Origin of the sequence: Haladaptatus salinisoli, from assembly GCF_020614375.1 — an archaeon.
Classification (GTDB): Archaea; Halobacteriota; Halobacteria; order Halobacteriales; family Haladaptataceae; genus Haladaptatus; species Haladaptatus salinisoli.
The window spans coordinates 2432486-2445912 of sequence record NZ_CP085327.1 but is presented as its reverse complement, the minus strand read 5'-3'; the positions used below and the strand labels follow the sequence as shown (position 1 = coordinate 2445912).

The window sequence follows — 13427 nt, the reverse complement described above, 5'->3', positions numbered from 1 at the left end:
GCGGAGAACGCAAGGGCGGTGAGCGCCGGTCGCTTCTTGCCGAACTTCTCACCGGTGTTGGTCAGCGGCGCTCGCGCCGGAGCGCGAGTCGCCGATTCGTCGACGGTCGGTTCGCCGCGCCGATGTTCCGTCCTCGAAAACGACGGTTGAGACGGTGATCGTCGCACGAAAGGGGTGGTGGTTTGCGAGGGCGGTCTTCACCTATGAACTCGAACCGAACGTTCGTGCCGTTCCGATCTTCTCGGATACGTCTACGCCGGATGTCTATTTTATTATCCGTCAGTTAGACAACCGGTAGGCGGGTCCTGAACCGGGTAAGGAGTCGAATTAATCCGAGGTTCGCTGCAAAGAGAGTGGGTTTGGGCAGATTTGAACTGCCGGCCTCCTCCATGTCAAGGAGGTGTCATAACCAACTAGACCACAAACCCAGTCGGCTTTCGGACGCATTCCTTCGTTGGCCGCAGGGGTAATTGAAGGTTTCGAAATCCCGCGCCGTGGCCGGATTTCGGCTCCGGGTACCGCGGCGATAGGCTTAAGTTGATGTACGAATGTGTTCACTATAGACCTAAACAATACACTGGTGTTCCACTATGCAGGACTACATCGAACTCGTCACGGATGGCCGCGACCTCACGCTCGCGCAAGCGCGGGAGGCGGCGAGCGCCGTCTTCGAGGACGCGACAGAGGCCCAAATCGGCGCGCTCCTCTCCGGACTGCGCGCGAAGGGAGAGACCGAAGCCGAAATCGCGGGGTTCGCGCAGGGGATGCGAGCGGCGGCGCGAACCATCTCCCCCGACCGGACGCCGCTGGTGGACACCTGCGGCACGGGGGGCGACGAGTACGACACCATCAACGTCTCGACGACCTCGGCCATCGTCGCGAGCGGCGCGGGCGTCCCGGTGGCGAAACACGGCAACTACTCCGTCTCGTCGTCCTCCGGGAGCGCGGACGTGCTCGAAGAGGTCGGCGTCGTCGTGGATTCGGAACCGCCCGCCGTCGAGCGGGCCATCGAGCGGCGGGGAATCGGCTTCATGCTCGCGCCCGTCTTCCACCCCGCGATGAAGGCCGTCATCGGCCCCCGGCGCGAACTCGGCATGCGAACCATCTTCAACGTGCTCGGGCCGCTGACGAACCCGGCGGGAGCCGACGCGCAGGTCGTCGGCGTCTACGACCCCGACCTCGTGCCCGTCCTCGCCCGCGCGCTGGCGCACATGGACGTGTCGCGCGCGCTGGTCGTCCACGGCTCGGGGATGGACGAGATCGCCGTCCACGGGGAGACGACCGTCGCGGAAGTCGACGGGGAAACCATCGAGGAGTACACCCTCTCGCCCGAAGACCTCGGCGTCGGCCGACACGACGTGGCCGCCGTCGCGGGGGGAACGCCCGCCGAGAACGCCAGCGACCTCCGCGGAATCGTGGAAGGCGGCGTGAACGGTGCGAAACGGGACATCGTGTTGGCCAACGCCGGAGCCGCGGTGTACGTCTCCGGGCGAGCGACCTCGCTGGAAGACGGCGTCGAACGGGCGCGGCGAGCCATCGACTCCGGTCGCGCGGGCGAGCAACTCGCGGCGATGGCGGGGGCGGTGTCGGCGTGACGCGGGTGAAAATCTGCGGGGTGACCCGCGAGGACGACCTCCGGACCGCTGTCTCGGCGGGAGCCGACGCCGTCGGCCTGCTCGTGGACGTCCCGGTCGATTCGCCGCGAGAGATCGACCCGAGCCGAGCCGCCGAACTCGCCCGAGAAGTCCCGCCGTTCGTGACCACCGTGCTGGTGACGATGCCCGAGCGCCCCGAGCGCGCCGTCGAACTCGCGCGCGCCGTCGAACCCGACGCGGTGCAGGTTCACGGGACGAGCGTCGGCGACCTCGCCTATCTCGCCGCGAACGTGGACGCGAACGTCGTCGGAGCCGTCGACGCGACGAAGGAGCAACCGAAACGCTACGACGGCCTCGCCGACGCCCTCCTGCTGGACGCCGGGACGACGGGCGGGACGGGGCGAACCCACGACTGGGAACGCGCCCGACGAACCGTCGATTCGCTCGAAACGCCGGTCGTGCTCGCCGGCGGGCTGACGCCCGAGAACGTCTCGGAGGCGGTCGGGACGGTCGAACCGTTCGCCGTCGACGTGGCGAGCGGCGTCGAATCGAAAGGGGGCGAGAAGGACGCCGCCGCCGTCGAGTCGTTCGTCGCGAACGCGAAGTCGGCGCGGAGACCGGTCGCGCAACGATGAACCGCGCCGAGTTCGAGGCGCTCGCCGACGGCGACCGGCCCGCCGTCGTCCACGCGGCGACCGACCTCGACGCGTCGGTCGACCCGCTGGCGGCGTACTCGGTGCTCGGCGGCGGCGAGTACGATTTCCTGCTCGAAAGCGCCGAGAAGGTCGCCTCCAGCGACCCGGACGGCGCGTTCGACCCGGCGGCGACCGACGACCGCCGGGCGCGCTACTCGTTCGTTGGGTACGACCCCGAAGCGGTCGTCGCGGTCGGGCCGGACGGAACCGACGTCCGGACGCTGGACGACGGATGGGGCGGCCGAGCGTCCGTTACCCCCGCGGTCGAGGACGGAGACGTCCTCGACCGACTCCGCGGGGCGTTCCCCGACGTTCCGCGCCGAGGATTTCCGGACGGCGGGGCGTTCTCCGGCGGTCTGGTCGGCTTCCTCGCCTACGACGCGGTGTACGACCTCTGGCTGGAAGAGCAGGGTATCGAGCGCCCCGAGACGCGGCTGCCGGACGCGCAGTTCGTCCTGAACACGAAGACGCTCGTCTTCGACCACGTCGAGGGGACGCTCTCGCTCGCGTTCACCCCCCTCGTCTCGCCGGACGACGACCCCGGCGAACTGTACGACGAACTGGTCGCGGAGGCGGAGCGCGTCGGCGACGCGCTCGAATCGGCGGACGGCCGAGCGTTCGGAGGGTACGTACCGGAAGCCGAGACGGCGGAGCCGCGAGCCGCGTACGAGGACGCGGTCGAGCGGGCGAAAGAACGCGTCGAGGCGGGCGACATCTATCAGGGCGTCGTCTCGCGCAAGCGACGGATCGACGCGGACATCGATCCGCTCGGACTCTACGCCGCCCTGCGCGAGGTGAACCCGTCGCCGTACATGTACCTCCTCGGCTACGACGACCTGACCGTCGTCGGCGCGAGTCCGGAGACGCTCGTGTCGGTTCACGACGACCGGATCGTCTCGAATCCCATCGCCGGGACGTGCTCGCGGGGCGGGAGTCCGATGGAGGACCGACGGCTCGCCGGCGAACTGCTGGCCGACGAGAAGGAGCGGTCGGAGCACGCGATGCTCGTCGACCTCGCCCGGAACGACGTGCGCCGGGTCGCCGAGTCGGGGAGCGTGCGCGTCGAGGAGTTCATGAACGTCATCAAGTACAGCCACGTCCAGCACATCGAGAGCACCGTGACGGGGACGCTGGCAGCGGACAGCGACGCCTTCGACGCGGTGCGCGCCACCTTCCCCGCCGGGACGCTGACGGGCGCGCCGAAGATTCGGGCGATGGAGATAATCCACGAACTCGAATCCGGCCCGCGGGGCGTCTACGGCGGCGGCGTCGGCTACGTCTCGTGGACGGGCGACGCCGATTTCGCCATCGTCATCAGGACGGCGACGGTGGAGTCGGGCGACCCGGACGAAATCACGGTGCGGGCCGGCGCGGGAGTCGTCGCCGACAGCGACCCGGCCGCCGAGTTCGAGGAGACCGAACAGAAGATGGGTGGCGTGCTGGCGGCGCTGGAGGCGATGGAGCGCGAACTCGCGGAGGTGCCGCGATGACCCGCGTGCTGTTCGTGGACAACTTCGACTCGTTCACGTACAACCTCGTGGAGTACACCGAGGAGGCGCTTCGCGCCGCCCGACCGGACGCGGACGTCGAGACGGTGGTCGTGAAGAACACCGCGTCGCTGGGCGATATCCGCGACGCGGACCCGGACGCCATCGTCATCAGTCCCGGCCCGGGCCATCCTGAGAACGAGCGGGATGTGGGCGTCACGAGCGCGGTGCTCCGCGAGCTCTCGCCCGAGATTCCGACGCTCGGCGTCTGCCTCGGGTTGGAGGCGGCGGTGCACGTGTACGGCGGCGAAATCGGTCGCGCACCGGAGCCGGTTCACGGGAAGGCGTTTCCGGTCGAACACGACGGAATCGGCGTGTTCGGCGGGCTGGAACAGGGGTTCAGCGCCGGGCGGTACCACTCGCTCGTCTCGACGACGGTGCCGGACTGCTTCGACGTGAGCGCGACGACGACCCATCGAGGCGAGGAACTCGTGATGGGCGTCCGCCACCGCGAACACCCCATCGAGTGCGTGCAGTTCCACCCCGAAAGCGTGCTCACGGCGCGAGGGAGGGAAGTAATCGAGAATTTCCTCGTCCGCTACACCAGCACGCCGGCCGCGTAGAGTGCGGCGACGATGAGGACGCCGACGATGGCGACGCGCCAGACGAGTTTGAGGGCGAAACGCACGGCGAAGACGAGCAACACGATAGCGACGACGACCGCGAGCACGCCGACGGGTTCGATGGCCGAGGGGAGCATACGAGAAGTGACGCAATACCGAGTGGTAAACGTATCGATGATGTCGATTCTCGTTCGAGCGAAAATCGAGAGGCGGTGGGGCCGGCGCGGAACCGCTACCGCGAGAAATATCTTCGTACAGGTCACTTTCGCCCCGGACTGAACACTCTTATAATCCCCGCCCTCTTAGTTCGAGTAGGTCGAAACCAGTCGCCAGCCGGGGGACTGTCAATCGAGAAGAATAAATCAGAGGCGTTGCTATACAACCACACTTGCGGTAAAGAAAGCAAACTTAATTTGGGATGGGTAAGATGGATTCTTCGTCACGAATGAAACGGGTCGACACACGCATCGAAGGGCGAATCGGCACACAGAGAACCGCTGGCGCGGTGGTGACGCTCGAATGAGCGGCGCGCACGAGACGGACGCCGACGAGGTCACCCTCCCGGTCAAGCGCACCGAGGGGGCAACCCTCGAAGACCGAATGACGGGCAACGCGTACCACAACATCCTCCCGGCGCGATACCTCCGGAAGGACGCGGACGGGAACCTCGTCGAGACCCAGGAGGAACTGTTCCCCCGCGTCGCCGAGAACATCGCGCTCGCGGAAGCGGTCTACGAGGCCGAGAATCGGGGCGTCGACGTCACGGTAACCCCCGACCAGCTGAAGCCCGACCACCCCCGTCGGGACGAACTCGCGGCCGAGGTGTTCGGAAAGGGAACCGCGGCGGACGACGAGGCGGAGACGACGCTCACGGTCTACAACGTCAACAAGTTCGCCTACGACACCGTCGTCCCCGAACTCCCCGACGACATCCGCGAACACGTGGAGTCGGTTCGAGACGAGTTCCGCGACCTGATGGAGCAGCTATCGTTCGTCCCGAACTCGCCGACGCTGATGAACGCGGGCGACGAACTCCAGCAGCTCTCCGCGTGTTTCGTCGACTCGCCTGACGACGACATCACCGACATCCACCAGACCGCGAAGGAGGCCGCCGAGGTGTTCCAGTCCGGCGGCGGCATGGGCTACGCCTTCTGGCGACTCCGACCGTACGGCGACGCCGTGGGTTCGACGGGCGGCATCGCGTCCGGTCCCATCACGTTCATGCGGACGTACGACCAGATGTGCGAGACCATCGCGCAGGGCGGGGCGCGGCGCGGCGCGCAGATGGGCGTCATGCGCGTCTCCCACCCCGACATCATCCAGTTCATCCACGCGAAGAACAAGGACGTGAGCCTCGCCAACAGCCTCCGCCTGAACGACCCCGACGACTACACGCACACGTCGTTCAAGGAGGCGCTCGAAGAGGCCCGCGAACTCATCGACGAGGAGGGGCGCGTCCCGAAGCACCTCCGGAACGCCGCCGAGGGGCACCTCTCCAACTTCAACATCTCCGTCGGCGTCACGGACGGCTTCATGGAGGCGCTCTACGAGGACGAGGAGTTCGTCTTCACCAACCCGCGCACCGAGGAACCGCACGTCGCCACCGAGCACACGAAGGAACTCTACGACATGTTCGGCCTCGGCGAGTACGTCGAGGCGGGCGAGGTGCTCTCGATTCCCGCGAAGGTCCTCTGGAACCGCATCGTCGAAGGGGCGTGGGAGAACGGCGAACCCGGCGTCATCTACCTCGAACGGGTGAACAAGGAACACTCCTTCGACGTGGAGAAACACCCCGACCACCGGATTCTGGCGACGAATCCGTGCGGCGAGCAGCCGCTCGAGGAGTACGAGGCCTGCAACCTCGGCCACATCAACCTCTCGACGGTCGCCGACCTCGACGCGCCGGACTGGCGCGTCTGGTACGAGGAGAACGGCGACAACTACGAGTCGCTCTCCGAGGCCGTCGACGCGTTCCTCCGGGACGCCGTCGACTGGGAGGAGTTCGACCACCGCATCGAGTGGGGGACGCGGTTCCTCGAGAACGTCGTCACGATGTCCGACTTCCCGGTCGAGAAGATTGAGCAGAAGGTCCGGGATATGCGGAAGATAGGGCTGGGCATCATGGGGCTGGCCCAGTTGTACATCCAACTCGGCGTCCGCTACGGCAGCGACGAGGGCAACGAAATCGCCCGGCAGTTGATGACCCACATCAACCACGAGTCGAAGTGGGCGTCCCACGAACTCGCCGAGGAGCGCGGGTCGTTCAACGACTGGTCGGACTCGAAGTACGCGAACCCCACCGACTACCCCGAGTGGTTCGAGCACCAGACCGGACTCAACCCCCAGAAGTGGAAGGAAGGCTTCCCGATCCGCAACCACAACACGACGACCATCGCGCCGACCGGCACGACTTCGATGGTCGGCAACACCACGGGCGGTTGCGAACCCATCTACAACGTCGCCTACTACAAGAACGTCTCCGACGACGTGCAGGGCGACGAGATGCTCGTGGAGTTCGACGACTACTTCCTCCGGACGCTGGAGGCGAACGACATCGACGTCGAGGCGGTCAAGGAAGAGGCCCAGGAACAGATGGCGCAAAACGAGTTCTCGGGCGTCGAGGGACTGGAAACCGTCCCGGACGCCATCGGCGAACTGTTCGTCGTGACGGGCGACCTGACCGGCAAGCAACACGCCGCGGTGCAGTGCGCCTGCCAGCAGGGCGTCGACTCGGCCATCTCGAAGACCTGCAACTTCCCGAACTCCGCGACCAAGGAGGACATGGACGAGGTGTACCGCTACATCTACGACCACGGCGGAAAGGGCGTCACGGTCTACCGCGACGGCACCCGCTCGAAGCAGGTGCTCACCACGCGCGCCGACAACGCCGAGTTCGCCGACGAGGACGAGGCCGCGGCGACCATCGCGGAACAGATCGAGGACGTGTTCGGCGGCATCGAGAGCTTCATCGAGAACGAGGAAGTGCAGGCCGCGCTCGGCGGCGAACTCTCCAGTCTGGCGGAGGACGGCGTGACGGGCGGCGCCTACGCGAAGGAGCGTCCGCGCCCGGACGTGCTCCACGGCGTGACCCAGCGCATCGACACCGGCTACGGCAAGATGTACGTCAACATCAACGAGGACGAGGCCGGCGAACCGTTCGAACTGTTCGCCACCATCGGCAACTCCGGCGGGTTCACCAACTCCTTCACGGAGGCGCTGGCGAAGGTCATCAGCTACGCGCTCCGGTCGGGCGTCGACCCGAACGAGATCGCCGCCGACTTGCAGGGCATCCGCAGTCCGAAGGTCGCGTGGGACAAGGGCGAGCAGATAAACTCCATCCCGGACGCCATCGGCGTGGCGATGCGGCGCTACCTCGACGGGGAAATCGAGAAGGCCGCGTACCCGCAACAGGTGACGCTCGAAGAGACGGCGGACGACACGGAGACGGACGGCGGGGCGGTCGAGACGAAAGACGCCTCCCAGTCGCTCATCGACGCCGGGGAGAGTCCCGAGTGTCCCACCTGCGGATCGCTCTCGCTGTACTTCTCGGAAGGCTGTAAGACCTGCGAATCCTGCGGCTGGAGCGAGTGCTCGTAACGCAATCGTAGCGTTCCATTTTTCGCGTCCGACGGCCGGAACTGACAAGTACAGTCACATCCTTTGACTGAGAGGATTAACTAAATCGGGGGACAAGGGAGGGATGGAATTACGGAGTAACGCGTCGCGGGGGGTCGTACTCATCCTCACGGGTTTGCTACTCGTCGGACTGACCTTCGGCGCTGGGTGGGCGTTCGCACCGAACACGAACAAGGCACCGACGCGAGCGGACAACACCACGATGCTGGTCGGCGTGCAGGGGCCGGGGTGGGGCGGCAACGTGACCGCGCTCGCCAGCAACGGGAGCCAGCTGTGGACCATCGGGAACGCCATCAGCTATCAGGGCGTGTCGAAGCTCGAAAACGGAACCGTACTGGCGACGTTCGCCGACGGCCTGTACAAGCGGTGCGGCCAGTTCGACCCGCCCTGCAAGCGAACCGGGGTCCGGTTCATCGACACGAAGGGGAAACCGAAGATAGTCGGACAGTGGAGCTATCCGGTTCGAACGCGGGAGGACAGCGAGGTTCACGACGCGGAGATGCTCCCCAACGGCGAGTTACTGGTCGCGGACATGGAGTACGAGAGCATCTACGCGCTCAACCTGACCACCGGGAAGCAGACGTGGGTCTGGAACGCGAGTCAGTACTACGACGCGCCGCCCGACCCGACGAAGACCGACTGGCTCCACATCAACGACGTGGACCGAATCGGCAAGGGACGGTATCTCGTCTCCGTCCGGAACACGAACCAACTGGTCATCGTGGAGCGCGGCAAGGGCGTGGTCGAGGTGATAAATAAGAACCGCGACCCGTCGCTCCTCAACAAGCAACACAACCCGCACTGGCTCGGCGACGGAGCGGTGCTCGTCGCCGACTCCGAGAACCATCGGGTCGTCGAACTCCACAAAAACGAGTCGACGGGGCGCTGGGAGGAGGCGTGGACCGTGTACGAGGCGGACGGCATCGTGCTCGACTGGCCCCGCGACGCCGACCGCCTGCCGAACGGAAACACGCTCATCACCGACAGTCGAAACAACCGCGTGGTCGAGATAACGAGAAACGGGAGCCTTGTGAGTAGCTATCGAGTTCCGGATCTGCCGTACGAGGCCGACCGCGTTCCGTACGGCGAATCGTTCGGGGAACCCTACGGTACCGAGAACGGGTACAACGTCCTCGGAAACCGCAACGTGGAGGTCCCCGTCCTGTCCACGCTCCTCACCGGGGCTCGTCACGTCGTCTCGCTCCCGTTCTGGATTTCGGAGCTCCACGTCCTCTCGGTCATCGTCGCGGTCGTCCTCTGGATAGCGGGCGGCGTACTGCTGGTGAGAGACCGGTGGTTTTCGCCCTGAGCGGGGGTGGAAACAGTCAAGCGACTCGCGGGCGGTAGCGTAACGCATGGCCGAGAAGCCGCGAGGACGACCCTGTCCGCTCTGCGAGGAGTCGATGTACCGGCGTCACTGCAAGTACGTATGTCCCCGGCACGGGGTCGTCTACGACTGCTCGGACAATTTCTGGTGATTACGCCCGCCGCAGCGCTTCGCGGGCGGGTTTGGCGACCAACAGCAGCGCCGCGACCGCGGCGGCGACGACGAGCCACCAGTTCTTGCTCAGTCGGCCGACCGAGAGCACGTCGAGCGAACCGCCGGCCAGCACCGCCGCGGCCGTCCACGGTACCTCGCCGAGCGCGGTGCCGAGCACGAACGCGCGCCACGGGACGCCGGAGAGTCCCGCCGCCGCCGAGACGGGGTCGGACGGGGCCGGCGCGAGGCGCGAGGCGACCATCCCGCGAAGGTCGCCGGTCGCGTCGAAGAACCGCTCCCCGGAGGCGCCGAGACGACCGAACGGTCCCGCGTCGATTCGAAAGTACCGAGCGGCGGCGAAGGGGAGACAGGCGCTCGCGACCGTCCCGGCGAGCGCGAGCGGAAATCCGGCGACCGGGCCGTAGACGTAGCCGACCGCGACAGCGACCGCCGAGGTCGGCCACGCGAACAGGGGTCGAACGAGGTAGACGACGCAGAAGAACCCGGCGGCGAGGAAGGGATTCGCGGTCGCGCGCTCGACCTGCCGGAAGACGACCTCCGGGGAGAGCGCGAGCCCGGCGAGGACGACCAGCGCGACCGCCGCGAGGCCGACGACTTGCCGCCGAATCTGCGCACGCGCCATTCCTCCGAGGGTAGCCGGCGGGAGGGTTAAGTTCTTTCCGCCCGTGCGCGCAACGTTTAATCCGCTCCGGGTGGGAGTCGAAGGCGATGGAGGGCGACGACGACCCCGTGGCCCTCGGGGTCGAACTGCTGAGCAAACTCGAGCGGTCCGAACTGTCGGTCGCGGAGGCGGTAGACCGCATCGAGACCATCACCACCGATCCGACGACGACGCGAACCATCCTCGACGAGGCCGAAAAGCGAGGCGTCATCGAGCGCGAAAACGGTATCGTCCGACCGAGCGGCGGCGGGTTCGTCCGATTCGAGAGCGAGGTGGTGACGAAGGAGGGCGATTTTACCTGCCGGCGCTGCGGAACGGGAATCTCGACGGGCTACTTCATGAAACTCGACGCGGGCGAACACGGTCCGTTCGGGTCGTCCTGCATCCGGAAGGTCACCGGGCGCGAGTGAATTAATTCGCTCGTACTGACGAGTTCCGGCGACCGTGCCGAATGCGCGCATCGGTCGCGCGGCTTCTCGATCGCAGTGTCACGTACGGAGAGCGCGATTTACGGCGAGGGAGTCGGAGGCCACGAGCGATGACAGCGAACGCTCGCAACCCCAGTAGCCCCCAGTAATCGGGTCGAAATTCGCAACTTCGCAGCCGTTAGTTCGGTGGACGTCGAGACGCGCTCACCCGACCGAAACGGCGCGAGTTTTCCTCGGACCTGCCGGAACGGAGGCCGACCTCATCGCCGATATTTCGCCATTCCGTCGGCGTGCTTCCAACGCTCGGCATCGTCCCGCTCGACGAGGCACTCTCCGTATAGCGTATTCAAAGATCGATAGACGCCATTACTTCGTACTTTTCGCCGTCGGCGGGCGGTCGAGTGATTGTAACGTTATCTACGGTGAAATCCCACTCGAAATCGTAGTCCAGCAGGAACGTAACGATGTCACTGGTTTGCTCCTCATCTTCACCGACCGCGAAGCCAACGTGTGGGAACCATCGATGCGGTTCGTAGTACGGGACCGGCGGCGTTCCTAAACTCCCAACCGCCCGTGCGACGTCGGACTGGAGAGCCGTGAGTTCGGGCGATTTAGCGACGGGGAGCCAGACGATATTCTGAGGGAAGAGACCGATCCCATCGGTATGCACCGAAAACGGAGACCGGTCTTCCGTCGCCGCCTCAACGGCGGTTACAATCGCCGTGATATCGACACCGTCGTCCAGAGGATACAACGTAAAGTGCGGGAACGGGTTGATATACTCGTCAACGCCGAACGTATCTACTAATTCATCTCGGACAGATTCGACGGTGCTGTAATACGGGTCGGGAAGCGTGCACCCGATGATCGTCGGCATAGTCGGAATTCTCCGACTTCTTTAAAAAGTGCTTTTATATTTATGCTCGTTGAGCGCAAGTAGATCAATAGCTGCGCGGGTCGATGGTTGATTCCATACTGCCCTCTCAGGCCGGTGCGACGGATGAATCGTGATAGACGCATTCCTCCAGCGCCCCTCGCGTCCACCGCACCGCAGCGAGCGCCGCCGACGGTTCGTGTCTGCCGGATTACCGGGCGCGAGTGAGTTCCTCGACGAGTCGCTCGACGGTGCGTTGCTGTCGTTCGAGCAGTTCGTTCTGTCGCTCGACGGCCTCGGTGAGCGCCGCGAGTTGCGCCTCCGTGGAGTCGTCCAAGTTCTCGCTGGCGGACTCGAATCCCGAGTCGGCGAACCCGGTCGTCTCTTCGGAGTCCGAACCGCGGTCGTCCGAAACTTCGGACTCCGGCGCGTCGTCCTCGCCGCCGATTTCCGGTTCCGATTCGGCGGCGAGGTCGTCTCCGTCGAGCGCGTCGACGGAGGGTTCCTCGATTATCTGTCCTTCCTCGTCCAGTTCGGGCGGGTTCGCGTCGAGCGGGTCGACGCCGCTGCCGAACACGTCGTCGTCCTCGGCGAACGAGACGTTCCGATCCGACTCCGGCTCCGGCTCTTCGTCGGGGGCGACGGTCCGCTCGAACTCCGCGTACGAGCCGACGTCGTGGTAGGAGAGGAGCCCCTGCTCGATGCGCTCTCGGACTTCGCGCGTCCGGTCGCTCGGCGTTTTGATGCGCTGCGGACGGCCGTCGACTTCGATGATTATCTGCGAGGAGACGTTGCCCTCTTCCACGTCGAGGCGCGTGACGTCCGCGTAGTGGAACTGCTCGAAGTCCCCGTCCCAGATCGCTTCGCCGACGTGTTTCACGACGCGGGCGCTGGTGAGCACGAGCGTGAGTTCGCTGAACTGGTACGTCTGGATGACCTGTTCGTTCGCGTCGGTGATACCGGCCGCGTTTAACACGCCGGCGATGACCGGGTGGAGGGCGTCGTGGAGGCGCTTCGTCGGTACTTTGAACTGGTCGGTGCCGTCGATGCCGTAGTCGAGCGAGACGGCGGATTTCCGCCGCCCCTCCGAGACGTCGATTCGTTCCGCGTCGTGCGGATACTCTTCGACGGACTCGTCGCTCAGCAGACCGTCGGCCCGATAGATAAGCGTCCGCGTCGGCGTCACGTAGAGGACGTCCTCACCGCCAAGTGACACTTCCGCGGCAACGTGTTCGTCTCCAAGACTGGACTGTACGATTTCCGGAACGCTCATGCAGGGAATGGTCATCCACCTATCTTAAAACCGACGGGTAGATACGACACAAACATGACCGGTGCGATAGCCGACGAGAGTCGGCGGGCGTGCGCACCGATACCGCGGGACGCCGGAGCGTCGACGCATCTCACCGACGCCCTCCATCGGTGAAGATGGGAACTTTAAAGAGTGGCAGTTCCCTACCCGTAATCGAGCCCGGGTGGCTTAGCTGGACATAGCGCCGCACTCATAGGGTTCTGAGATTTGGCGCTCAGGCCTTGGAAACCTCCCATGCCCGTGAGGCCCGCCACGCCTCGAACCTGGGTCATGCGGAGATCGAGGGTTCGGAGCCCTCCCCGGGCATTCTATCGAAAACAAATCCGTTCGCGGAGCGTCGACGCCGCGACGCGCCGCTCGCGCCACCTCCGAAACGACGGGGAGTTCGCTCCGCGAAGTCGGTCACCGAGCGCGAACTACCAGCCAACTGCCTCGAACGGGAATGAGTCACTTCGCTGTCGCTAGTCGGCCGAAAGTTCCCGATGAGTATTCGATGCGATACGTTTTCAGGACCGATCGTGAGAAACTAGTCCAAAATCGGTTTTAAAACGTCTAAGCGGATTTAAAGCGTTCGTAAAACGTCGGTAAAGGATATCTAAATTATGAAATAGCTCG

At 65.2% G+C, this 13427-nt stretch carries 13 protein-coding genes and 2 tRNA genes; 9 read left to right on the top strand and 6 right to left on the bottom strand.

Going from position 1 to position 13427, the window contains the following annotated elements; translation table 11 throughout:
• Positions 1-48: 48 nt before the first annotated feature.
• Together LIX00_RS13360 and LIX00_RS13355 are read right to left on the bottom strand one after the other, a co-directional pair.
• Positions 49-201 carry a hypothetical protein gene (locus LIX00_RS13360; protein ID WP_227353682.1) on the bottom strand — a complete coding sequence of 51 codons (153 nt, stop codon included), beginning with the start codon at positions 199-201 and terminating at the stop codon, positions 49-51.
• Positions 202-354: 153 nt separating this feature from the next.
• Positions 355-428 (bottom strand) — tRNA-Val (locus LIX00_RS13355).
• 162 nt (positions 429-590) lie between these two features.
• On the opposite strand from LIX00_RS13355, the gene trpD reads away from it, so the two are divergent.
• The 4 genes from trpD to trpG are packed head-to-tail and all read left to right on the top strand — an operon-like array spanning position 591 to position 4400.
• Entirely contained in the window at positions 591-1595 is a 1005-nt protein-coding gene (gene trpD / locus LIX00_RS13350; protein WP_227353681.1) for an anthranilate phosphoribosyltransferase, read from the top strand.
• The gene (locus tag LIX00_RS13345) at positions 1592-2230 is read left to right on the top strand and encodes a phosphoribosylanthranilate isomerase (protein WP_227353680.1); all 639 of its coding nucleotides are present in this window, start codon (positions 1592-1594) and stop codon (positions 2228-2230) included. Before trpD ends, LIX00_RS13345 begins: the two co-directional genes overlap by 4 nt.
• On the top strand, positions 2227-3780 hold the full coding sequence (gene trpE / locus LIX00_RS13340) for an anthranilate synthase component I (protein WP_227353679.1): 1554 nt from the start codon (positions 2227-2229) through the stop codon (positions 3778-3780). Before LIX00_RS13345 ends, trpE begins: the two co-directional genes overlap by 4 nt.
• The gene (gene trpG, locus LIX00_RS13335; protein ID WP_227353678.1) at positions 3777-4400 is read left to right on the top strand and encodes an anthranilate synthase component II; all 624 of its coding nucleotides are present in this window, start codon (positions 3777-3779) and stop codon (positions 4398-4400) included. The genes trpE and trpG overlap by 4 nt, the downstream gene beginning before the upstream one ends.
• Here trpG and LIX00_RS13330 read toward each other — a convergent pair.
• Positions 4376-4537 (bottom strand): hypothetical protein, encoded by a 162-nt coding sequence (locus LIX00_RS13330; RefSeq protein WP_227353677.1) that lies wholly within the window; start codon positions 4535-4537, stop codon positions 4376-4378. The genes trpG and LIX00_RS13330 overlap by 25 nt on opposite strands.
• A gap of 382 nt (positions 4538-4919) precedes the next feature.
• On the opposite strand from LIX00_RS13330, the gene LIX00_RS13325 reads away from it, so the two are divergent.
• The 3 genes from LIX00_RS13325 to LIX00_RS26070 all read left to right on the top strand — a co-directional run bounded on the left by LIX00_RS13325 (position 4920) and on the right by LIX00_RS26070 (position 9514).
• Positions 4920-7997, top strand: a complete 3078-nt coding sequence (locus LIX00_RS13325) for an adenosylcobalamin-dependent ribonucleoside-diphosphate reductase (RefSeq protein ID WP_227353676.1) — start codon at positions 4920-4922, stop codon at positions 7995-7997.
• A gap of 103 nt (positions 7998-8100) precedes the next feature.
• Positions 8101-9345 (top strand): aryl-sulfate sulfotransferase, encoded by a 1245-nt coding sequence (locus LIX00_RS13320; protein WP_227353675.1) that lies wholly within the window; start codon positions 8101-8103, stop codon positions 9343-9345.
• Positions 9346-9391: 46 nt separating this feature from the next.
• Entirely contained in the window at positions 9392-9514 is a 123-nt protein-coding gene (locus LIX00_RS26070) for an HVO_2523 family zinc finger protein (protein ID WP_303659898.1), read from the top strand.
• Here the strand turns inward: LIX00_RS26070 and LIX00_RS13315 are convergent, their stop codons facing one another.
• Complete coding sequence (locus tag LIX00_RS13315; protein ID WP_227353674.1) at positions 9515-10159, bottom strand: TVP38/TMEM64 family protein; 645 nt, start codon at positions 10157-10159, stop codon at positions 9515-9517.
• Positions 10160-10245: 86 nt separating this feature from the next.
• On the opposite strand from LIX00_RS13315, the gene LIX00_RS13310 reads away from it, so the two are divergent.
• The gene (locus LIX00_RS13310) at positions 10246-10608 is read left to right on the top strand and encodes a DUF5830 family protein (RefSeq protein WP_227353673.1); all 363 of its coding nucleotides are present in this window, start codon (positions 10246-10248) and stop codon (positions 10606-10608) included.
• A 364-nt stretch (positions 10609-10972) separates the two neighbouring features.
• On the opposite strand, the gene LIX00_RS13305 is transcribed toward LIX00_RS13310, so the two are convergent.
• Together LIX00_RS13305 and LIX00_RS13300 are read right to left on the bottom strand one after the other, a co-directional pair.
• Positions 10973-11503 (bottom strand): 2'-5' RNA ligase family protein, encoded by a 531-nt coding sequence (locus tag LIX00_RS13305; RefSeq protein ID WP_227353672.1) that lies wholly within the window; start codon positions 11501-11503, stop codon positions 10973-10975.
• Between the two features lie 208 nt (positions 11504-11711).
• The gene (locus LIX00_RS13300; RefSeq protein WP_227353671.1) at positions 11712-12773 is read right to left on the bottom strand and encodes a DUF7115 domain-containing protein; all 1062 of its coding nucleotides are present in this window, start codon (positions 12771-12773) and stop codon (positions 11712-11714) included.
• Positions 12774-12969: 196 nt separating this feature from the next.
• On the opposite strand from LIX00_RS13300, the gene LIX00_RS13295 reads away from it, so the two are divergent.
• Positions 12970-13118, top strand: a tRNA-Met gene (locus LIX00_RS13295).
• Positions 13119-13427 lie beyond the last annotated feature (309 nt).